The 20,408-nt window shown below is 62.0% G+C and carries 18 protein-coding genes and 2 pseudogenes; 10 read left to right on the forward strand and 10 right to left on the reverse strand.

The window, feature by feature from the left end; genetic code table 11:
* The first annotated feature begins 94 nt into the window (after positions 1-94).
* Genes KI235_RS29340 through KI235_RS29365 form a run of 6 tightly spaced genes read left to right on the forward strand, consistent with a single transcriptional unit; the run spans position 95 to position 4,699 of the window.
* The gene (locus tag KI235_RS29340) at positions 95-268 is read left to right on the forward strand and encodes a lipoprotein (protein WP_013694543.1); all 174 of its coding nucleotides are present in this window, start codon (positions 95-97) and stop codon (positions 266-268) included.
* A gap of 9 nt (positions 269-277) precedes the next feature.
* Positions 278-1,525 carry a diaminopimelate decarboxylase gene (lysA, locus tag KI235_RS29345; RefSeq protein ID WP_003206799.1) on the forward strand — a complete coding sequence of 416 codons (1,248 nt, stop codon included), beginning with the start codon at positions 278-280 and terminating at the stop codon, positions 1,523-1,525.
* 4 nt (positions 1,526-1,529) lie between these two features.
* A complete protein-coding gene (dapF, locus tag KI235_RS29350; RefSeq protein WP_003206804.1) occupies positions 1,530-2,360 on the forward strand; it encodes a diaminopimelate epimerase in 831 nt (276 codons plus the stop codon).
* Positions 2,361-2,373: 13 nt separating this feature from the next.
* Positions 2,374-3,096 carry a DUF484 family protein gene (locus tag KI235_RS29355; protein ID WP_003206807.1) on the forward strand — a complete coding sequence of 241 codons (723 nt, stop codon included), beginning with the start codon at positions 2,374-2,376 and terminating at the stop codon, positions 3,094-3,096.
* Positions 3,097-3,098: 2 nt separating this feature from the next.
* Positions 3,099-3,998: a tyrosine recombinase XerC gene (xerC, locus tag KI235_RS29360; RefSeq protein WP_003206809.1), complete on the forward strand. Its 900-nt coding sequence runs from the start codon at positions 3,099-3,101 to the stop codon at positions 3,996-3,998.
* Positions 3,995-4,699, forward strand: a complete 705-nt coding sequence (locus tag KI235_RS29365) for an HAD family hydrolase (RefSeq protein WP_003206811.1) — start codon at positions 3,995-3,997, stop codon at positions 4,697-4,699. The genes xerC and KI235_RS29365 overlap by 4 nt, the downstream gene beginning before the upstream one ends.
* Before the next feature lie 207 nt (positions 4,700-4,906).
* On the opposite strand, the gene sutA is transcribed toward KI235_RS29365, so the two are convergent.
* The 4 genes from sutA to glnK all read right to left on the reverse strand — a co-directional run bounded on the left by sutA (position 4,907) and on the right by glnK (position 7,678).
* Positions 4,907-5,230, reverse strand: coding sequence for a transcriptional regulator SutA (gene sutA / locus KI235_RS29370; protein ID WP_003206813.1), 324 nt, complete (start codon positions 5,228-5,230; stop codon positions 4,907-4,909).
* A 102-nt stretch (positions 5,231-5,332) separates the two neighbouring features.
* Positions 5,333-5,758, reverse strand: a complete 426-nt coding sequence (locus tag KI235_RS29375) for a secondary thiamine-phosphate synthase enzyme YjbQ (RefSeq protein WP_003206814.1) — start codon at positions 5,756-5,758, stop codon at positions 5,333-5,335.
* Between the two features lie 213 nt (positions 5,759-5,971).
* A complete protein-coding gene (locus KI235_RS29380; protein WP_003206817.1) occupies positions 5,972-7,306 on the reverse strand; it encodes an ammonium transporter in 1,335 nt (444 codons plus the stop codon).
* A 33-nt stretch (positions 7,307-7,339) separates the two neighbouring features.
* Entirely contained in the window at positions 7,340-7,678 is a 339-nt protein-coding gene (glnK, locus tag KI235_RS29385; protein WP_002555808.1) for a P-II family nitrogen regulator, read from the reverse strand.
* Positions 7,679-8,091: 413 nt separating this feature from the next.
* Here glnK and KI235_RS29390 point away from each other — a divergent pair, with 413 nt between their 5' ends.
* Together KI235_RS29390 and KI235_RS30580 are read left to right on the forward strand one after the other, a co-directional pair.
* Positions 8,092-8,352 carry an accessory factor UbiK family protein gene (locus tag KI235_RS29390; protein WP_003206819.1) on the forward strand — a complete coding sequence of 87 codons (261 nt, stop codon included), beginning with the start codon at positions 8,092-8,094 and terminating at the stop codon, positions 8,350-8,352.
* A gap of 42 nt (positions 8,353-8,394) precedes the next feature.
* Positions 8,395-8,511, forward strand: a pseudogene (locus KI235_RS30580) (EamA/RhaT family transporter); the annotation flags it as partial.
* A 38-nt stretch (positions 8,512-8,549) separates the two neighbouring features.
* Here KI235_RS30580 and KI235_RS29395 read toward each other — a convergent pair.
* Together KI235_RS29395 and KI235_RS29400 are read right to left on the reverse strand one after the other, a co-directional pair.
* Positions 8,550-9,131 (reverse strand): hypothetical protein, encoded by a 582-nt coding sequence (locus KI235_RS29395; protein WP_003206821.1) that lies wholly within the window; start codon positions 9,129-9,131, stop codon positions 8,550-8,552.
* A gap of 324 nt (positions 9,132-9,455) precedes the next feature.
* The gene (locus tag KI235_RS29400) at positions 9,456-10,730 is read right to left on the reverse strand and encodes a HAMP domain-containing sensor histidine kinase (protein ID WP_003206822.1); all 1,275 of its coding nucleotides are present in this window, start codon (positions 10,728-10,730) and stop codon (positions 9,456-9,458) included.
* A 266-nt stretch (positions 10,731-10,996) separates the two neighbouring features.
* Here KI235_RS29400 and KI235_RS29405 point away from each other — a divergent pair, with 266 nt between their 5' ends.
* A complete protein-coding gene (locus tag KI235_RS29405) occupies positions 10,997-12,490 on the forward strand; it encodes a YifB family Mg chelatase-like AAA ATPase (protein WP_003206823.1) in 1,494 nt (497 codons plus the stop codon).
* A gap of 6 nt (positions 12,491-12,496) precedes the next feature.
* Here the strand turns inward: KI235_RS29405 and KI235_RS29410 are convergent, their stop codons facing one another.
* The 3 genes and pseudogenes from KI235_RS29410 to KI235_RS29420 all read right to left on the reverse strand — a co-directional run bounded on the left by KI235_RS29410 (position 12,497) and on the right by KI235_RS29420 (position 17,030).
* On the reverse strand, positions 12,497-13,711 hold the full coding sequence (locus KI235_RS29410; RefSeq protein ID WP_003206824.1) for an aldose 1-epimerase family protein: 1,215 nt from the start codon (positions 13,709-13,711) through the stop codon (positions 12,497-12,499).
* 236 nt (positions 13,712-13,947) lie between these two features.
* On the reverse strand, positions 13,948-15,924 hold the full coding sequence (locus tag KI235_RS29415) for a methyl-accepting chemotaxis protein (protein ID WP_027912805.1): 1,977 nt from the start codon (positions 15,922-15,924) through the stop codon (positions 13,948-13,950).
* A 186-nt stretch (positions 15,925-16,110) separates the two neighbouring features.
* Positions 16,111-17,030, reverse strand: a pseudogene (locus tag KI235_RS29420) (LysR substrate-binding domain-containing protein).
* Positions 17,031-17,188: 158 nt separating this feature from the next.
* Here KI235_RS29420 and KI235_RS29425 point away from each other — a divergent pair.
* Positions 17,189-18,583: a NorM family multidrug efflux MATE transporter gene (locus tag KI235_RS29425; protein ID WP_038858199.1), complete on the forward strand. Its 1,395-nt coding sequence runs from the start codon at positions 17,189-17,191 to the stop codon at positions 18,581-18,583.
* 111 nt (positions 18,584-18,694) lie between these two features.
* Here KI235_RS29425 and KI235_RS29430 read toward each other — a convergent pair whose 3' ends face one another.
* Positions 18,695-20,365 carry a bifunctional diguanylate cyclase/phosphodiesterase gene (locus KI235_RS29430; protein ID WP_003206833.1) on the reverse strand — a complete coding sequence of 557 codons (1,671 nt, stop codon included), beginning with the start codon at positions 20,363-20,365 and terminating at the stop codon, positions 18,695-18,697.
* Between the last annotated feature and the right edge of the window lie 43 nt (positions 20,366-20,408).

Here is a 20,408-nt window from a genome sequence, read left to right on the forward strand (position 1 = left end):
ACCAGCGCCGCCGGACGGGCGCCCCGTTGCATAGGCAAGCTGACGGGTGGCCGGTATACTCCGGCGCAATTAAAGCATTTTCAAGGATTTCGCCATGAAGCGCCTGATCTCTTCCCTTGCTGCGCTCGTCGCGGTTGCCTGCCTCGTGACAGCCTGTGGTCAAAAAGGTCCGCTGTACCTGCCTGATGACAGCAAGTCCCCTGAAGAACAGGCCAAGTCGTCGCAAGCCAAATCCCACTCGCACGACACCCACACCACCACTTACTAAGGGAACGCCATGGACGCTTTTAACTACCGTGGCGGGGAGCTGTTCGCGGAAGGGGTTGCCCTGTCCGCGATCGCCGAACGTTTCGGCACGCCGACCTATGTCTATTCCCGCGCCCACATCGAAGCCCAGTACCGGACGTTCGCCGATGCCCTCGAGGGCATGCCGCATCTGGTGTGTTTCGCTGTAAAAGCCAACTCCAACCTGGGTGTGCTCAATGTCCTGGCGCGTCTGGGCGCCGGTTTCGACATCGTCTCCGGTGGCGAGCTCGAACGTGTGCTGGCCGCTGGTGGCAGCGCCGACAAGATCGTGTTCTCCGGCGTCGGCAAGACCCGTGAAGACATGCGCCGTGCCCTGGAAGTTGGCGTGCACTGCTTCAACATCGAATCCACCGACGAGCTGGAGCGCCTGCAAATCGTCGCCGCCGAGCTGGGTGTCCGCGCGCCGATCTCCCTGCGCGTGAACCCGGATGTCGACGCTGGCACCCACCCGTACATTTCCACCGGTCTCAAGGAAAACAAGTTCGGCATCGCCATTGCCGACGCCGAAGACGTGTACGTTCGCGCCGCCCAGCTGCCGAACCTGGAAGTATTGGGTGTCGATTGCCACATCGGCTCGCAACTGACCACCCTGGAACCCTTCATCGATGCCCTCGACCGCCTGCTGGCGCTGGTCGATCGCCTCGGCGACTGTGGCATCTACCTGCGCCACATCGACCTCGGTGGCGGTGTCGGCGTGCGCTATCGCGATGAAGAGCCGCCACTGGTGGCCGACTACATCAAGGCCGTGCGTGAGCGCCTCGACGGGCGTGACCTGGCGCTGATGTTCGAACCGGGCCGCTACATCGTCGCCAACGCCGGCGTGCTGCTGACCCAGGTCGAGTACCTCAAGCACACCGAGCACAAGGATTTCGCCATCGTCGATGCGGCCATGAACGACCTGATCCGCCCGGCGCTGTACCAGGCCTGGATGGACGTCACCGCCGTGCGCCCTCGCGATACCGCTGCGCGCAGCTACGACATCGTCGGGCCGATCTGCGAAACCGGTGATTTCCTGGCCAAGGGTCGGGAGCTGGCGCTGGAAGAAGGTGATCTGCTGGCCGTGCATTCGGCCGGTGCCTACGGGTTTGTCATGAGTTCCAACTACAACACCCGCGGCCGCTGCGCCGAGGTGCTGGTGGACGGTGATCAGGCATTCGAAGTGCGTCGCCGCGAGACGGTAGCCGAGTTGTTTGCCGGCGAAAGCCTGCTGCCGGAGTAAGACCATGCTGCTGCGTTTTACCAAGATGCACGGCCTGGGCAATGACTTCATGGTCCTCGACCTGGTCAGCCAGCACGCGCACATCCTGCCCAAGCACGCCAAGCAATGGGGAGACCGGCACACCGGTATCGGTTTCGACCAGTTGCTGATCGTCGAGGCACCCAATAACCCGGACGTGGATTTCCGTTATCGGATCTTCAACGCCGACGGTTCGGAAGTGGAGCAATGCGGCAATGGCGCGCGCTGCTTCGCCCGCTTCGTGCTGGACAAGCGCCTGACCGCCAAGCGGCAGATCCGCGTCGAGACCAAGAGCGGCATCATCGAACTGGATGTGCGCAGCGACGGCCAGATCGGCGTCAACATGGGCGCTCCGCGCCTGGTACCGGCGGACATCCCCTTCCAGGCACCAGCCCAGGCCTTGAGCTATCAGGTGGACGTCGATGGCGCCACGGTGGAACTGGCAGCGGTTTCCATGGGCAACCCCCACGCCGTGCTGCGCGTGGCCGATATCAACAGTGCCCCGGTGCATGAGCTGGGGCCGAAAATCGAGCATCATCCGCGCTTCCCCGCGCGAGTGAACGTCGGTTTCCTGCAAGTCATCGACCGCCACCGCGCACAATTGCGCGTCTGGGAACGCGGTGCCGGGGAAACCCAGGCCTGCGGTACCGGCGCCTGTGCGGCCGCAGTCGCTGCGATCAGCCAGGGGTGGATGGATTCGCCGTTGTTGATCGACCTGCCCGGCGGGCGTCTGTCCATCGAATGGGCAGGCCCTGGCCAACCGGTGATGATGACCGGCCCGGCAGTGCGCGTATACGAAGGACAAGTTCGTCTTTGAGTGAGCCAAACCCATGACCGACCAGCCACAGGTTCCAGCCCCACAGCCCGACGAATCCCCCAGCCTGCCAGAAACCGCAGCCGTGGCGGCTTACCTGGAAGCTCATCCGGACTTCTTCGTCGAGCATGAAGAACTGCTTGCGACGATGCGCATCCCCCACCGGCGCGGCGATACCGTGTCGCTGGTGGAACACCAGATGAAAATCCTGCGCGAGCGCAACATCGAAATGCGCCATCGTCTTTCGCACCTGATGGACGTGGCCCGGGACAACGACCGACTGTTCGACAAGACCCGTCGGCTGATCCTGGCCCTGATGGACGCCAGCACCCTCGAAGACCTGGTCATGAGCGTCGAAGACAGCCTGCGCCAGGATTTCCAGGTGCCCTTTGTCAGCCTGATCCTGTTCGGCGACAACGCCATGCCGGTGGGCCGCTGGGTGACCCACGCCGAAGCGCAGACGGCCATCGGCGGCCTGCTCACGGAAGACAAAAGCGTCAGCGGCAGCCTGCGCGAGCATGAGCTGGACTTCCTGTTCGGCGAAGAACAGCGCAAGCAGATCGGCTCCACCGCCGTCGTTGCCATCGCCCATCAGGGCGTGCACGGCGTGCTGGCCATCGCCAGCCGCGATCCGCAGCACTACAAAAGCTCGGTGGGCACGCTGTTCTTGAGCTACATCGCCGAAGTCACCGGCCGGGTGCTGCCACGGGTTGCCGGCTCGCTGCGCTCGGTACGCTGATAATGGAACGACAGCTGGACGCCTACTGCGAACATCTGCGCAGTGAGCGCCAGGTGTCGCCCCACACGCTGTCGGCCTATCGCCGCGACCTGGAAAAAGTGCTGGGCTGGTGCCAGAAGCAGAACATCGGCAGCTGGGCGGCCCTGGACATCCAGCGCTTGCGCAGCCTGATCGCCCGCCTGCATCAACAAGGGCAATCCTCCCGCAGCCTGGCGCGCCTGTTGTCCGCAGTACGCGGCCTGTATCACTACCTCAACCGCGAAGGATTGTGCGATCACGACCCGGCCACCGGCCTGGCACCGCCCAAGGGCGAGCGCCGACTGCCAAAGACCCTCGACACCGACCGCGCCCTGCAACTGCTCGAAGGCGCCGTCGAGGATGACTTCCTGGCCCGGCGTGACCAGGCGATTCTCGAGCTGTTCTATTCTTCCGGCCTGCGGCTCTCCGAGCTGACGGGGCTTAACCTGGATCAACTGGACCTGGCCGATGGCATGGTCCAGGTGCTCGGCAAGGGCAGCAAGACTCGCCTGCTGCCCGTCGGCCGCAAGGCCCGTGAAGCCCTGGAGCAATGGCTGCCGCTGCGGGCGCTGACCAACCCCGCCGACGACGCGGTCTTCGTCAGCCAACAGGGGCGGCGCCTCGGCCCGCGGGCGATTCAGTTGCGGGTCAAGGCTGCCGGCGAACGGGAGCTGGGACAGAACCTGCACCCGCACATGCTCCGACACTCCTTCGCCAGCCATCTGCTGGAGTCCTCCCAGGACCTGCGCGCCGTTCAAGAGCTGCTGGGGCACTCGGACATCAAGACCACCCAGATCTACACCCACCTGGATTTCCAGCACCTGGCGACGGTCTATGACAGTGCCCATCCCAGGGCCAAACGCATCAAGGGCGACGAATCATGACCATCGAACTGATCACTTTCGACCTGGACGACACCCTGTGGGACACCGCCCCGGTGATCGCCAGCGCCGAAGCCATACTCCGCCAATGGCTGACCGATAACGCGCCGAACCTGGGCGGCGTGCCGGTGGAGCATCTTTTTTCGATTCGCGAGCAAGTATTGCGCGAAGAACCCGGCCTGAAGCATCGCATCAGTGCACTGCGCCGACGCGTGTTGTTCCGTGCCTTGCAGGAAGCCGGCTACGACCAGTGGCAAGCTTCGGAGCTGGCGGACCAGGCCTTCGAGACGTTCCTGCACGCCCGTCATCAACTGGAGGTTTTCCCCGAGGTGCAACCCACCCTGGAGATCCTGGCCAATCACTTCGCCCTCGGTGTGGTCACCAATGGCAACGCCGATGTGCGGCGCCTGGGGCTGGCGGACTATTTCAAGTTCGCCTTGTGCGCCGAAGACATCGGCATCGCCAAGCCTGACGCCCGACTGTTCCACGAAGCCCTGCAACGCGGCGGCGCCACGGCGCAAACCGCCGTGCACATTGGCGATCACCCGGGCGACGACATCGCCGGCGCCCAACAGGCCGGCCTGCGCGCTGTATGGTTCAACCCGACAGGCAAGCCCTGGAATGCCGACCATGCGCCGGACGCGGAGATCCGCAGCCTGACCGAACTGCCGGGGTTATTGGCAGGTTGGCATAGCCAACGCTGAACCCCGCCCGGTAGCCACTATAGCCCTCTGTGGGAGCGAGCTTGCTCGCGATGACGGCGGCATATCCAACATCAATGCCAACAGACCCACCGCTTTCGCGAGCAAGCCCGCTCCCACAGGGACTGCGCCTGGTCTGGGAATGGAATCGCACCCATGAAAAAGCCCGCAGCGACGGCGGGCTTTTTCAGCAAGCAATGAAGCCGATACTCAGATAGGGCGGCTGCCGTACTTGTTGTCAGGCTTCTTGGGCGGATCAGCGACCACGTTGGCCTCCACTTCCTGCACCTTACCGCCCCTGGCCAGGAATTCCTCCATGGCCTTGGCGAGCGCATCACGCTCCTTGTTCTTGGCCTCTACGCTCGGCAACTCGTCGACCGAAACGGCCGCCTTCGCCTTGCCTTTGGCGGTAGGAACCGGAACATCGGCCCCATCGTCGTCGGCAACGTCTTCCGCCGCCGCTTCAAGGCCTTCTTCGGTCTCGTCTTCGTCGCCTACTTCGAGGTCGTCGTTTTCCAGATCATCGTCGCTCATGTTCTACCTCATGACTTGCGAAAAGCAGATTAGTTATAGCCCAGCTTCGCCATCTGTTCGAAGGCTGCCAGAAAAAATTCAACATCCGCCGGCAATCAGCGGTTACGCCCCATCACCGTACAAGGTGGCGAGGACTTTACGAGCACCGCCGTGATCACGGTGCTCGCCCAGATAAACACCTTGCCAGGTACCCAATGCCAGCCGTCCCGCCGTGACCGGCAGGCTGATCTGGCAGCCGAGCACACTGGCCTTGAAGTGCGCCGGGAGGTCGTCCAGGCCTTCGTCGTTGTGCTCATAGTCGGCGGTTCCTTGTGGGATCAACCGATTGAAAAATCGTTCGAAGTCTCGACGTACCGCCGGATCGGCGTTCTCGTTGATGGTCAACGAGGCCGAGGTATGCTGCAGCCACAGATGCAACAGACCGACACGACACGCCTGGAGTTCAGGCAGGCCGGCAAGCAACTCGTCCGTCACCAGATGAAAGCCCCGGGGCCTTGCCCGCAGGGTTATCAGCGTCTGTTGCCACATACAGATCTCCGCACGTTCGGCGCGCATTCTAGCGCGCTCTGGGAAAAAACAAAGGGCCTAATATTCTTGCTTCGGTGTAAGCCTTTGGCGGTATAAAAACCTGTGTCGCATCCACAACAAAAGGCGTCGGAAAAACCGCTGCACCTTGTGAGCAATGACAAATTCCAGACAAAAAAATGCCCGGCGAACCGGGCATTTTTTTATTGCGTGCGCTTACAGGTTGTAGCCACGCTCGTTGTGCTGGGCCAGGTCCAGGCCCACGGCTTCTTCTTCCTCGGTGACACGCAGACCCATGACGGCGTCCAGGACCTTGAGGATGATGAAGGTGACGATCGCGGTGTAGACCACCGTGAAACCCACGCCCTTGAATTGAATCCACACTTGCGCACCGATATCGGTCACGGTGCCGAAGCCACCCAGGGCCGGTGCTGCAAACACACCGGTCAGGATCGCGCCGAGGATACCGCCGATGCCGTGTACGCCGAAGGCGTCCAGGGAGTCGTCGTAGCCGAGCTTGCGCTTGAGGGTAGTGGCGCAGAAGAAGCACACCACGCCTGCTGCCAGGCCGATGACCAGAGCGCCCATCGGGCCCACGGTGCCGGCAGCCGGGGTGATAGCAACCAGGCCCGCCACCACGCCCGAGGCGATGCCCAGTGCGCTTGGCTTGCCGTGGGTGATCCACTCGGCAAACATCCAGCCCAGCGCCGCCGCAGCGGTCGCGATCTGGGTTACCAGCATCGCCATGCCGGCGGTGCCGTTGGCCGCGACAGCGGAACCGGCGTTGAAGCCAAACCAGCCGACCCACAGCATGGCCGCGCCCATCAGGGTGTAACCCAGGTTATGCGGCGCCATTGGCGTGGTCGGGAAGCCTTTGCGCTTGCCCAATACCAGGCACGCCACCAGGCCTGCGATACCGGCGTTGATGTGCACCACGGTGCCGCCAGCGAAGTCCAGCACGCCCCAGTCCCACAGCAGGCCGCCGTTACCGGACCAGACCATGTGGGCAATCGGTGCATACACCAGGGTGAACCACACGCCCATGAAGACCAGCATGGCGGAGAACTTCATCCGCTCGGCAAATGCGCCGACGATCAGGGCCGGGGTGATGATGGCGAAGGTCATCTGGAAGGTGATGAACACTGCTTCAGGGAACAGCGCCGCCGGGCCGGTCAGGCTGGCTGGCGTGACGCCTGCCAGAAACGCTTTGCCGAAACCGCCGATGAAGGAATTGAAGTTGACGACGCCCTGCTCCATGCCGGTGGTGTCGAACGCAATGCTGTAGCCATAGATGACCCACAGGATGCTGATCAGACCGGTAATGGCAAAGCACTGCATCATCACGGAAAGAAGGTTTTTCGACCGAACCATGCCGCCGTAGAACAGCGCCAGGCCAGGGATGGTCATGAACAGTACAAGAATCGTGGCCGTGAGCATCCAGGCGGTGTCGCCGGAGTTCAGGACTGGGGCTGCCGCTTCTTCTGCCATGGCCAGGCCAGGCATTGCGAAGGACAACAGGGCTCCTAGCCCTGCGAATTTACGCAGAGTCATATTGTTTTCTCCTGGGGCGTTGGGTTTGGCGGCTTAGATGGCGTCGGTATCGGTTTCGCCGGTACGGATGCGGATAGCCTGTTCCAGATTGACCACAAAGATCTTCCCGTCACCGATCTTGCCGGTGTTGGCGGCCTTGGTGATTGCCTCGATCACCCGATCAAGATCCTTGTCGTCAATGGCGACATCGATCTTCACCTTGGGCAGGAAATCGACCACGTACTCCGCGCCGCGATACAGCTCGGTGTGACCTTTCTGCCGACCGAAGCCTTTGACCTCAGTAACGGTAATGCCCTGCACGCCGATCTCGGACAACGACTCGCGCACGTCGTCCAACTTGAACGGCTTGATGATGGCAGTGACTAGCTTCATGAAACTTTCTCCCGAATTGGTGGACTTGCCCCAGGAAAACAAACCCGACTCAAGTCTAAGCGCAGTGCCTGGCTTTGTAACGCGTCGTCGGCCCAAGTTGCCCGACAGGTGCCAGTTAACCGATCCTGACGAAACTCCCCGTTCCGCCTGCTGCACTGCATTCGTCACAGCGACTGCATCAGTGCATGGGTCATCAGCCTCTAAGCAGAAACCTTGCCATCTGCACCAAACCCTCTGATTTCAGTCTCTTGGCCACCTGCTCGACGTGCGTTGCGCCAAGAACCGCAGCGATACGCACAACAACAGTGCAGCCACGCCCGGGCCCATGCGCGAAAAGCGTGCATCCCTGGCTTGCGAATTGACTATAGACACTGCGTGATACACTGCCCGCCATTGTTTTCAGGACACCTGCCATGCTTGCGCCCAAAGACCTCCTCGACGCCCTGAGCGGCCACGCCTCCCGCATCTTGAGTGGCGACACGCCGCTGCCCAAAAGCGAAATCGAAAGCCAGTTCAAGGCCCTGCTGCAAAGCGGCTTCAGCAAACTGGACCTGGTAAGCCGGGAAGAATTCGACAGCCAGATGGTTGTGCTGGCCCGGACCCGGGCGCGGCTCGAAAGCCTGGAGGCCAAGGTTGCCGAGCTTGAGGCAAAGATGAGTCCACCTATCGAATAACGAGTGTCCCCGTAGAACTGCCGAGAGCAGCGATGTTTTAAGTTGCTGCAGCCGTTTTGGGGTCTGGCGCTGGTGACCACCTTACTTGACGAACACATCAGCCGCGGCATGCTCGGGATGGCTGTGACGATGATTGTTTACGTGGCCGGGGCGAAATAATTCTGCTGGTAACCACTGGTACGGCGCTTCGAGTTGGCTCAGTTGAAAACCGGAAACGCGCCACTCCTTGGGTCCACTCCAATCTGGTGCCGCTGCTCCCATTCCTTCCCCTTGTACCCAGTGATCAGGAAAACCTTGATGCCGGCGTAGTTGTGCCCGTAGTAACTCATGACGCATTGACGCACCATTGCAAAGCCGTCAGCCCTGTCGCGATGTACCGGCATGGTCACCATGTGAATTTCGGTGGGAATGGTATGAAAACTCTCGAGTAGCGTATCAACATCTTTCCTGACAAGCGGGCTGGGTGGGATGTGCGCCAGTCCTGCTTTTCCTGGCGACCATACAGAAAGCATCGTGCACCAGGAGGCCGAGTCCGACCATAGAACGTCGTTTTGCTCAACGCGCGAATACCCCGTATCGACGTACGTGTAGTGCAGATTGCGAATGGCGGGGACGCTGCTTTTCCAATAATTTCCGTCCAGCGCCCCGGGAGGCTCCAGCGGCCTATTGCTCCGCTCGCCATCGGGTATCAATCGGCTAATCGACCGTTCAGGCAAATCGCGTCTGACGCAGTTTGTCCATCCGCTTGTATCAGCAGTTGTCAAGGTTATTTCCGGCATGCGCCTCTCCTATTTCAGGGAGCAGAGAAATTTCGTCTGAGTTATTTTTAGCAGACAACTTCCTTACTCGCCTGGGGTTGGGGAGGCGCTTTGCACGCTGGGTAGGATTGGCGGAGGGCCCTATCGGTCTAACTATCTCGAAAAGGTCAACAAGTGGAGGTAGTCGCGATGTTAACTTCATAAATTGTGGCGCTGGTATTGATCTGCGACCTGTGCTCATCGGAGTTTCTCGACGACATCAAGCTTCTCCGCCTCGCTGATCGGACCTCGCTCTAGAGTCTGGTCGGTGTAAAACGAATGAATTGGACTTTCGTGAGAAAGACTTCATGCCGACTGCTCAACCACTCGGTCCGGAGTCGACGCCAGCGGCAGCACCAGAATAAACAGCGCGCCCCTGCCCGGCCCGGCGCTCTGCACGGTCAGATCGCCGCCCATCTCGTGCGCAGCCAGAATGCAGCTGTGCAGGCCAAAACCGTGGCCGTCGACACGCGTGGTGAAACCGTGCTCGAACACCCGCGCAAGATTGTCCTGCGATATCCCCTCGCCATTGTCCTCGACCTCAACTCGCACGCGCCCCTCGTCAACGACCTTCAGGCGCAGGATGATCTGCGGCGGCCGGTTCGCCCCGGCATCCAGCGCCTGCTTCGCGTTGTTGATCAGATTGACCAGGATCTGCAGCACTCGATGCTTGTCCAGGGGCATTTGCGGAACATCGCTGAACTCCTTGATCAGCGTGATGTGGTGGCGGGCCAGGGACACATCGCAAATGCGCACGACATCCTCGACCAGTTCTCGCAGCGAACCCGGCTCCAGCACGCTGGCGTTGCCGGCGTAGGATTGCTGGGTGGCGACGATTTCCTTGATGTGGTCGATTCTGCGGGTCAACTGCGCCAACTCGGCGATCATGCCCTGCTGCTCGACGGCCAGCGCGTCGGCCAGCTTGTCGAGATAGTCCGGTAGCGCGCGACCTTTCGGGTCGCTGCTGATGAAGTCACCGAGGTCATCGGGATGCTCCTTCATCAACTGGGCTACCTTGGCCACCCCTGGCCCCTTGGAGGTGTGCACCTTCTCGTACAGGACCTGGGCTGACACATTGACACTATTGAGCACATTGCCCACGTTGTGCAGCACATTGGTGGCGATCTCTGCCATGCCGGCGCGGCGCGCGGTGGTGACCAGTTCAGCCTGGGCCTCGCGTAACTCGTCGTTGACCTTGGCCAATTGCTGCGGGCTGGGGATCTTCAGGGCCGCCGGCACCAGCCGGACCAACAGGATGGCGGTAATCACCGAGGCAATCGCGGTGATCACCTTGACCAGCGCTGTCAGCCAGTAATAAGGCTGCCAGATGGTCAGGATCTCCATCACATGGCTGGTCCCGCAAGCCAGGATAAACACGCCAAAGGCCGCGAGCATCCAGTCAAACGGCACGTCCTTGCGCTTGTGGATAAAGTACAAAAGGGTGAAGGGGATGGTGACGTAGGACAGGGCGATCAAGCCATCGGCGATCACATTGGTCCACAGCAGATCCGGACGCCACATGTAGCAATGCCCGTGGGGCATGAAGCGCTTGTCGGTTAACAGAGCCAGCAGATCGTTCATGGCTACTTCCTCGCTGTGCCGTTGATACCGCCAAGTGCCGACTGGGCAAATCGCAGTCTAGCAGAGGGCCCTTTCCGGGCATTTTGCGTGGCCAGGTGAGGCGGTGATATCCGCTACCGCATCACGCCTGGCGCCCCTCGGCTGTCACTTGCCCTCGAAACATCCTGCCAAATTTTCTCCCTTCAATTTCCCCGCCCAAGTTCATCCCCACGACTAATCTTCCAGAGCCGCAGGACGCGGCGCCCTATTCACTCAAGGAACGATTCATGTCGCTTGCCATCGTCCACAGTCGCGCCCAAGTAGGGGTCGAGGCTCCTGCCGTTACCGTTGAAGTCCACCTGGCCAATGGCTTGCCGTCGCTGACGATGGTTGGCCTGCCGGAGGCGGCGGTGAAGGAAAGCAAGGATCGGGTGCGCAGCGCGATCATCAATTCGGGGCTGAATTTCCCGGCACGGCGCATCACCCTGAACCTGGCGCCGGCGGACCTGCCAAAGGACGGCGGGCGCTTCGACCTGGCCATCGCCTTGGGGATCCTGTCGGCCAGCGTGCAGGTGCCAACCCTGACGCTGGATGACGTGGAATGCCTGGGTGAACTGGCATTGTCCGGCGCGGTACGACCGGTGCGCGGGGTATTGCCCGCAGCGCTGGCGGCGCGCAAGGCCGGGCGCATCCTGGTGGTACCGCGGGCCAATGCCGAGGAGGCCTGCCTGGCCTCGGGGTTGAAGGTGATCGCCGTGGACCATCTGCTCGAAGCGGTGGCGCACTTCAATGGGCACACACCGGTCGAGCCTTTCGTTTCCAATGGGCTGCTTTCGGCCAGCAAGCCCTACCCCGACTTGAACGAAGTACAAGGCCAGGCCGGGGCCAAGCGGGCCTTGCTGATTGCCGCCGCGGGGGCTCATAACCTGTTGTTCAGCGGGCCACCGGGCACCGGCAAGACGCTGTTGGCGAGCCGCCTGCCGGGGCTGTTGCCACCGCTGGCCGAGAGTGAGGCGCTGGAGGTCGCGGCCATCCAGTCGGTGGCCAGTTGCGTGCCGTTGAGCCATTGGCCGCAGCGTCCATTTCGACAGCCGCACCATTCGGCTTCCGGGCCCGCGCTAGTGGGTGGCGGGTCAAAACCGCAACCGGGGGAGATCACCCTCGCCCACCATGGCGTGCTGTTTCTGGATGAACTGCCGGAATTCGACCGCAGGGTGCTGGAGGTCCTGAGAGAGCCGTTGGAATCTGGGCACATCGTGGTTTCTCGCGCCCGTGACCGAGTACGCTTCCCGGCGCGCTTCCAGTTGGTGGCGGCGATGAACCCCTGCCCCTGTGGATATCTTGGCGAACCCAGCGGCCGCTGCTGCTGTACACCGGACATGGTGCAGCGCTACCGCAACAAACTCTCCGGCCCGCTGCTGGACCGCATCGACCTGCACCTGACCGTCGCCCGGGAAGCAACGGCGTTGAACCCCAGGAGCGAATCCGGAGACGATACCGCCACGGTCGCCGAGCAGGTGGCCGAGGCCCGGGAGCGTCAGCATAGACGCCAGGGCTGCGCCAACGCCTTCCTCGATTTGCCGGGGTTGCGTCAGCATTGCAAGTTATCCACAACCGATGAAACCTGGCTGGAAACCGCCTGCGAACGGCTGACCCTGTCGTTGCGCGCCGCCCACCGCTTGCTCAAGGTCGCCCGGACGCTGGCAGACCTGGAGCAAGCGGCGTGTATCCGCCGCGAACATCTGGCCGAAGCACTGCAGTATCGGCCGACTAGCTCCTGAACCGCCTTATGGTTTGCTCAGGTCCACCAACGGCGTTTCCCGCACCTCGGTTTTCTGACCGTTCTGGATGGTATCGATGCGCTTGAGGGCCTTATCCACAGCGCCCTTGTCCGCCAACAGGCTGTAGTGGATCTGGAACTGCTTGTGTTCTTTCGGTGCGATGGTGGGGACCAGACCCAAGGGGCGCTGATACCGACGGTTATAGGAAAAACTGGTGCCTGGCTCCAGACCGGTCACGTAGCCCTGGCCTTGGGTGTCGGTGTTTTTCCACAGGGAGAACACCGGAAGCGTGCTGGTGTTGAATCCCACTGACACACCGAGGCTACCGGCCTTGTTGTGCAGCACGGTGAGTGTGTCGCCCTTGGCGTCGGCGTATGGCACGACGTTGTAGACGGTTTCGTCGTAATCCTTGGTGGGACCCCGGTAGGTTTGCCAATCGGACAAATCGCCCTTGGCCTTGTCGTTGAACGGCGAGACCTGCTTGACCGGTGCCACGAAACGGGCGCCCTGCTCCAGGAACGGCGTGCTGAAGTTGCTGTGGTAGAGCGCCTGGTACTCCTTCGGATAGTCACCGTTGTTGGTCAGCGTGTCGCTGAGCGCGAACGTCACGCTGCCGGGCTCGGTGACCAGTTCGGTCTGCACCGAGAAGTCGACCTTCTTGAACGCCTGCTCCTTCAACTCGCCGCGCAGGGTGATGGCGTAAGGCGGTTTTTCATCAATGTGCAACGTGACTTTGTTGGCTGGAATGTTGGCGGCGCGGCCATGCAGGGTCAGCAGCTCACCGTTGTCCATGCCGGGATGGCCGACCCACTCGTAGCCGCAACGGGTGACCAGCTCGTTGAAACCTTCGAGCCAGCCCAGCCCGCCTCGGCCGTTGAGTTCGATGAACGCCGGATTGACCACCTCCTTGACGGGCGAATCCCAACCCATGCGCACATTCCCGACCGAAGCCTGCAGCACGTTCATGCCACGGGTCGGTACGACTGACAGCTTCAGGGTGCCATTGTCGATGTCGACGATGCTGACGCCTTCCTGGCGGCCGCCGTGCAGGGTGCGCATCGTCACGGAAAAGGGTTTGCCGGTCTTCACGCCGAGTTGCTGGCTGGTGATTTGCCAGGGTTGAGCGGCTTTATCCGTATCCAGCAGGACGTAGTCCCAAGCCATCGCATGGGAGGCAGCGCCCAAGGCGCCAAGGGTGATGAGGAGTTTGAGCGGAGTCATGGTCACGACCTTTTATTGGAGTTGTGCGGTTTTTATAGACTTGAAGAAACGTTTCAGCAAGCTTAAAAACAGCAATATTCCTAAAAAAGAAACGACACCAGGGTGGTAGCTTTTGCGGGAGCGAGCTTGCTCGCGATAGCGGTGGGTCAGATTGAGATGATGTTGGCCGGGAAGCCGTCATCGCGAGCAAGCTCGCTCCACAGGGGTGTGGGGGAACTTGCTCGTGACGGGACGCCTCAGCGGAACCGATCAACCTCTTGGCGCAGGTCCTGGGCCAGCTTTTCCAGTTCCTTGGCGGTGAGTGCCAGGTTCGAGACCACTTGGCGCTGTTCGCTGTTGGCCATGGCGATGCTTTGCAGGTTGCTGCTGAGCAGGGTCGCGGTGCTGCTTTGTTCCTGGGTGGCGGTGGTGATCGCCGCAAATTGCTGACCGGCCGAGCGGCTTTGCTCGTCGATGCGGGCCAGGGCCGTGGCCACGTTGGCGTTGCGCGACAGGCCTTCCTGCATCAACAGGTTGCCCTGCTCCATCGTGCTGATGGCATTGCCGGTTTCCTGCTGGATGCTGTTGATCATGCTGGAAATTTCGTCAGTGGCCTGGCGGGTGCGAGAAGCCAGGCTGCGGACTTCATCGGCCACCACGGCGAAACCACGGCCCTGCTCGCCTGCGCGGGCAGCTTCGATGGCGGCGTTCAAGGCCAGCAGGTTGGTCTGCTCGGCGATCGAGGTGATCACACCCACGATGCCGCCGATTTCCTGGGAACGCTGGCCCAAGGTATTGATGACCGTGGCCGTGCTGTTCAGCGCACCGGCAATTTGTTCCAGGGATGACGATGCTTCGTCCATCGAGGTCCGGCCAATGCGGGTTTGCTGGGCGTTTTCCTGGGCCAGGCGCTCGGTGTTGCCCATGTTGTCGGCAATGTTCAACGAGGTTGCGCTGAACTCTTCCACTGCGCCGGCCATACTGGTGATTTCGCCGGATTGCTGTTCCATGCCTTCATACGCCCCGCTGGACAACCCGGACAGCGCCTGGGCACGGCTGTTGACCTCCTGGGAGGCCTTGCGGATGTGCTCGACCATGGTCGACAAGGCCTGGCTCATCTGGTTGAAGGCACGGGCCAACTGACCGATCTCATCATGGCTGGACACGTTCAGGCGCACGCTCAGGTCACCGGCGCCCAAGGCTTCGGCCTGGCGTACCAGATCGCCGAGCGGTGCGAGTTTGCTGCGCAGCAACCACATCGCCGAGCCGACCGCCAACAACATCGCCAGCAGGCTGCCAATGGCCAGTTGCGTACCGACGCTCCAGGTCACGGCGCGAATCTCGGTTTTGGGCATGCTCGCCACCACCGCCCACGGCCCACCTTCGAACGGTACGGCAACGCTGTAGAAGTCTTCGGCGGTATCGGTCCAGAACGCGCCCTTGCCCGGTTTCTTGACCAGGCCAACGATGGTCGTGCTCGCCTGGTCCAGCGCCTGGACGCCGGCCGGTGGCACCAGCCACTTGTTTTGTTCGTCCAACAGCGCCAGGGAACCGGTCTGGCCGATGCGGAAGCGTTTGAGGTTCTCGAACTGCGCGTTCTGCGCATCGGTGTAGTCGAAGCCTACGTACAGCACGGCAATGATCTTGCCGCTGCTGTCGCGTACAGGCGTGTACTGCGACATGTAGTAACGTCCGAACAGCAAGGCTCGACCAATGTAACTCTGCCCGCTGACCACCGGACCATAGGCAGGGCCGGCGCGGTCGAGCACGGTACCAATGGCCCGCGTACCGTCCTGCTTGGTCAATGACGTGCTGACGCGGATGAAGTCGTCGCCACTGCGCACGAAAACCGTGGCAACCCCGGCGGTCATCGTTTTGAAGTCATCCACTTCCTTGAAGTTGTTGTTCAACACTTCGCTGCCCAGGCTCAAGCCTGGGGTTTGTACGCCCGCCACCGTCACTGGCTGGTCCGGATGCACGCTCAGGCCCGCGCTGAAGCGTTTTTCGAACAGACCGGCCAACCGCTGGGTGCTCTCGCGCAGGGTGCTGTGAAAGGTATTGAGCTGATCGGCCATCAGGCGCGCTTCGCTGGCCAGGTGTTCTTCACGGGTGGCGAGGTTGGCAGCATCCAGCGAACGCAGGGCAAAGACGGTACTGCCGGAGATCACGACCGCCAATATCACAGCGAGGGCAAGGCCTAGCTGTGAGGCGATCCGGGCACGGGGTTGAGACATGACGGCTCCTGGCCGAGAGACCGGATCATCCTGATCACGCTCGCACGCTCGGCATTCTATTCGGGTGAGGTGTAAGTTGACCTTTCTGAACGAAGGTTCCATCCTCACAAATTCGGCGGCAAAGCCAAATACTTGAGCGGTTCGCAAGGATTAATGCCAAGTGGCTAGCACACCAACTGCAACGTTTCAGCCCAAACGCTGCACGTCGGGTAATTGCATGGCCTTCACCTCACCCTGGAGAAAGTCGCTAAGCCGGCGCAAACGTTCACCTCCCGGTCGGGTTTTCGGCCAGACCAGATAATAGTGTTCACCGCTGGCGACAGCCGTCGGCCATGGCAGGCTCAGGCGTCCCTGGGCGACATCCTCGGCCACCATCAACAGATCACCCATGGAGACCCCATAGCCACGTGCGGCCGCGATCATGCCCAGCTCCAGGGTATCGAACACCTGCCCCCCTTGAGCGAGACCTTGTCGGACAGGCCCATGCGTTGCAGCCAATTGCGCCAGTCCCGGCGATCGGGCGTGGGGTGCAGCAGTTCAGCGCTGGCCAACCGCGCCACATCCCAGGGCTGGTCGTTCAACAGGTTCGGCGCGCCCACCGGGATCAATTCCTCGGGAAACAGCAAACTGGCTTCCCAATCCGCCGGAAAATGCCCGTTGCCCAGCAATACGGCGCAATCGAAGGGCTCGACGTTGAAGTCCACTGAATCGATGTCCATCCAGGCACTGGTCAGTTGTACCTCGTTGCCAGGCTGCAAGTGCCGGAAGCGACTCAAGCGCGCCAACAACCAGCGCATGGTCAGCGTGGAAGGCGCCTTCATGCGCAGGATGCCATCCTCGCCATGCAAAGTGTGACAGGCCCGCTCCAGCGCCATGAAGCCCTCACGTACGCCCGGCAACAGCAACCGCGCCGCCTCGGTCAATTGCAGGTTGCGGCCGCTGCGCAGGAACAGCCGACAGGCAAAGTGATCTTCCAGCGTGCGAATGTGCCGGCTGACGGCGCTCTGGGTGATCGACAGCTCTTCAGCGGCGCGGGTGAACGAGCTGTAGCGCGCCGCGGCTTCGAATGCCCGCAGCGCATAAAGAGGAGGAAGACGACGAGACATCGCAAAAGCTCCATGGCGTTGTTTGCAAACCCTACCAGAAACGCCTCCAGCATGAGTTTTAATCATGCCAGCGATCTTTTTTATCCCTTTGTGCAATCCGCCGAGAGCGCCGAGAATCGTTGCTTTACTGCCTTGTTTGAACATGGAGCGTGATGATCATGCAGCATCCAGTGCGTACCGAACTCTGGGCCATCCTGCGGCTGGCGGGGCCGTTGATTGCCTCGCAGTTGGCGCACATGCTGATGGTGCTCACCGACACCGTGATGATGGCGCGCCTGAGCCCCGAAGCCCTGGCCGGCGGCGGGCTCGGGGCGGCCACCTATTCGTTCGTGTCGATCTTCTGCATTGGCGTGATCGCCGCGGTGGGCACCCTGGTCGCGATCCGCCAGGGCGCAGGCGATGTCGAAGGCGCCACCCGGCTGACTCAGGCCGGGTTATGGCTGGCCTGGCTGATGGCGCTTATGGCCGGGTTACTGTTGTGGAACCTCAAGCCAGTGCTGCTGATGTTCGGCCAGACCGAAACCAACGTGCTGTCCGCCGGACAGTTCCTGCTGGCGCTGCCGTTCGCCCTGCCTGGCTACTTGAGCTTCATGGCCCTGCGCGGCTTCACCAGCGCCATCGGCCGGGCCACACCGGTCATGGTGATCAGCCTTGGCGGCACCGTGGCCAACTTCCTGCTCAACTACGCGCTCATCACCGGTATGTTCGGCCTGCCGAAACTCGGCTTGATGGGGATCGGCCTGGTCACGGCCATCGTCGCCAACTGCATGGCCCTGGCACTGGCCTGGCATATCCATCGGCACCCGGCCTACCGTGCCTACCCATTGCTCGATGGCCTGTCGCGGCCCAATCGCCAATACCTCAAGGAACTGTGGCGCCTGGGCCTGCCGATTGGAGGCACCTACGCGGTGGAGGTCGGGCTGTTTGCGTTCGCCGCGCTGTGCATGGGCACCATGGGCAGCACGCCGTTGGCAGCCCACCAGATCGCGCTGCAAATCGTCTCGGTGGCGTTCATGGTGCCGGCCGGGATGTCCTACGCCATCACCATGCGCATCGGCCAGCACTACGGTGCCGGGCAACTGCTGATGGCACGCCTGGCCGGTCGGGTCGGGATTGGCTTTGGCGCGGCTGCCATGCTGGCGTTCGCCATGGTGTTCTGGCTGCTGCCCCATCAATTGATCGGCTTGTTCCTGGACCACGACGACCCGGCGTTCCGCGAGGTGATCAACCTGGCGGTGAGCCTGCTGGCCGTGGCGGCGTGGTTCGAGCTGTTCGATGGCACACAAACCATCGCCATGGGCTGCATTCGCGGGCTCAAGGACGCCAAGACCACCTTCCTGGTGGGCCTGGGTTGCTATTGGCTGATCGGCGCGCCGGCGGCGTGGTGGATGGCGTTTCACCTGAACTGGGGGCCGACTGGCGTCTGGTGGGGCCTGGCCCTGGGGCTGGCCTGCGCGGCCGTGAGCCTGACTGCGGCGTTTGAATGGAAGATGAAGCGGATGATTCGCAGTGAGCCCGGGCGGCGGCGTTTCGAGGCCATCCAGGCCGATTGAGATGTATCCCCCTGTGGGAGCGAGCTTGCTCACGATAGCGGTGTGTCCGTCAAAATAAATGGGACAGACCGATCGCCATCGCGAGCAAGCTCGCTCCCACAGGATTTTGTGTCAGCTGATTTCCAGCATCGATTGCTGATCACCTTCGAAGGTCAAGTACTCAACCAACTCCGGCAACGGCAACGGCTTGCTGATCAGGAAACCCTGCACCTGATCGCAACCGAAGCCGCGTAGCAGGTCCAGTTGCTCCTGGGTTTCCACACCTTCGGCCACCACTTCCAGGTTGAGGTTGTGCGCCAGGTTGATCATCGCGTGCACCAGTTTGCGGTTCTCTTCGCGCTGCTCCATGCCACCGACGAAGCTCTTGTCGATCTTGAGCAAGGCGATCGGCAGGCTGTTGAGGTGCACGAACGAGGAGAAGCCGGTGCCGAAGTCGTCCAGGGAGAAGCGCACTCCCAGGCGGCCCAGGGCATCCATGGTCTGCTTGACCAGCTCGCTGCGGCGCATGACGGCAGTTTCGGTGAGTTCGAACTCCAGCCATTGCGCCTCGACACCCCGCTCGGCAATCAGCCGGCTCAAGGTCGGCAGCAACTGGCTGTCCTGGAACTGTCGGAACGACAGGTTGACCGCCATGTGCAACGGCGCCAGCCCCCGCTCGCGCAGGGCCTGCATGTCCCGCAGCGCCCGGGAAATCACCCAATAGCCCAGCGGCACGATCAGGCCGCTCTGTTCGGCCAGCGGCACGAACTCACTCGGTGGCAGCAAGCCACGTTCGCCGTGACGCCAGCGTACCAGCGCTTCGAGGCCGACAATGTGGCCGCCATCGAGGTTCAGCCGTGGCTGGTAATGCAGTTCCAGCTCGTCACGGCGCAGTGCCCGGCGCAGTTCGCTTTCCAGGTCGGCGAGGCTGCGGGCATTGCGATTGATGCGCTCGTTGAAGATATGAAAGGTGCAGCCCTGGGTGCTCTTGGCCTGCTGCATGGCGATGTGGGCGTGCCACATCAGCGGATCGGCACCGGCCTGGGCGCGAGCGTGGGCAACGCCCAGGCTGCAGCCGATCAGCAGGCTTTCACCATCCACCCAATAGGGTTCGGCCAAGGCTTCGGTAATACGCTCGGCCATCCACTCGGCCCGCTGTGGTGCGCGGCGGGTGTCGATCAGCAGGGCGAATTCATCACTGCCCAACCGCGCCAATTGATCGCCGGCCTCGAGCGAGCCCTTGAGCCGCGACACCACTTGCAGGATCAAGCGGTCACCGGCCTGGTGGCCGAGGGCGTCGTTGGCGTGACGAAAGTTGTCCAGGTCCAGGTGACCGAGCGCCAGGCCACGGCCGTCGTTTTCCGCCAGGCGCGCCGCCAGCAGCGTCTGGAAACCCTGGCGATTGGCGATGCCCGTCAATGGGTCCTGTTCGGCGAGGCGCTGCAAGGTGTTTTCCAGCACGCCGCGTTCGCGCACATGGCGCAGGCAACGACGCAGGGTCGCGCTGTCGAGGACATCGCGCACCAACCAGTCGCTGACACCGTCGGGGGCAACCGCCGGCTCGTGCTCAAGCAACAGGATCGTCGGCAGGCTGCAACGGCCCGGCGCCGGCTGCAATGCCGCAACGGTCAGCAACACCGCGTTGCGATTATCTTCGAACAGGCTGCTGACTGACTCCCAGTTCGGGGCGCTGATCAACACGACCGAGGGCCCCAAGGGCGCCAGGCACTCGCGCAATATTGCTGACCACGCAGGCTCTTGGGCCAATAACAGCAAACGCAAGGGTTCGACAGGCGTTGACAAGCTGACTCCCTAGACTCTGCAAGGTGGTAGGCGCCGGGCATTA

This window comes from Pseudomonas sp. St386, from assembly GCF_018325865.1.
GTDB classification, from domain to species: Bacteria; Pseudomonadota; Gammaproteobacteria; order Pseudomonadales; family Pseudomonadaceae; genus Aquipseudomonas; species Aquipseudomonas brassicacearum.

What these genes read in the sequence shown, in the direction of transcription:
- KI235_RS29365 (WP_003206811.1), top strand. Translation starts at nt 3,995, where the DNA reads ATGACCATCGAACTGATCACTTTCGACCTGGACGACACCCTGTGGGAC.
- KI235_RS29405 (WP_003206823.1), top strand. Translation starts at nt 10,997, where the DNA reads ATGTCGCTTGCCATCGTCCACAGTCGCGCCCAAGTAGGGGTCGAGGCT.
- sutA (WP_003206813.1), bottom strand. Translation starts at nt 5,230, where the DNA reads ATGAGCGACGATGATCTGGAAAACGACGACCTCGAAGTAGGCGACGAA.
- KI235_RS29340 (WP_013694543.1), top strand. Translation starts at nt 95, where the DNA reads ATGAAGCGCCTGATCTCTTCCCTTGCTGCGCTCGTCGCGGTTGCCTGC.
- glnK (WP_002555808.1), bottom strand. Translation starts at nt 7,678, where the DNA reads ATGAAGCTAGTCACTGCCATCATCAAGCCGTTCAAGTTGGACGACGTG.
- KI235_RS29375 (WP_003206814.1), bottom strand. Translation starts at nt 5,758, where the DNA reads ATGTGGCAACAGACGCTGATAACCCTGCGGGCAAGGCCCCGGGGCTTT.
- KI235_RS29390 (WP_003206819.1), top strand. Translation starts at nt 8,092, where the DNA reads ATGCTTGCGCCCAAAGACCTCCTCGACGCCCTGAGCGGCCACGCCTCC.
- lysA (WP_003206799.1), top strand. Translation starts at nt 278, where the DNA reads ATGGACGCTTTTAACTACCGTGGCGGGGAGCTGTTCGCGGAAGGGGTT.
- xerC (WP_003206809.1), top strand. Translation starts at nt 3,099, where the DNA reads ATGGAACGACAGCTGGACGCCTACTGCGAACATCTGCGCAGTGAGCGC.
- KI235_RS29395 (WP_003206821.1), bottom strand. Translation starts at nt 9,131, where the DNA reads ATGCCGGAAATAACCTTGACAACTGCTGATACAAGCGGATGGACAAAC.
- KI235_RS29415 (WP_027912805.1), bottom strand. Translation starts at nt 15,924, where the DNA reads ATGTCTCAACCCCGTGCCCGGATCGCCTCACAGCTAGGCCTTGCCCTC.
- KI235_RS29380 (WP_003206817.1), bottom strand. Translation starts at nt 7,306, where the DNA reads ATGACTCTGCGTAAATTCGCAGGGCTAGGAGCCCTGTTGTCCTTCGCA.
- KI235_RS29410 (WP_003206824.1), bottom strand. Translation starts at nt 13,711, where the DNA reads ATGACTCCGCTCAAACTCCTCATCACCCTTGGCGCCTTGGGCGCTGCC.
- KI235_RS29400 (WP_003206822.1), bottom strand. Translation starts at nt 10,730, where the DNA reads ATGAACGATCTGCTGGCTCTGTTAACCGACAAGCGCTTCATGCCCCAC.
- KI235_RS29355 (WP_003206807.1), top strand. Translation starts at nt 2,374, where the DNA reads ATGACCGACCAGCCACAGGTTCCAGCCCCACAGCCCGACGAATCCCCC.
- KI235_RS29425 (WP_038858199.1), top strand. Translation starts at nt 17,189, where the DNA reads ATGCAGCATCCAGTGCGTACCGAACTCTGGGCCATCCTGCGGCTGGCG.
- dapF (WP_003206804.1), top strand. Translation starts at nt 1,530, where the DNA reads ATGCTGCTGCGTTTTACCAAGATGCACGGCCTGGGCAATGACTTCATG.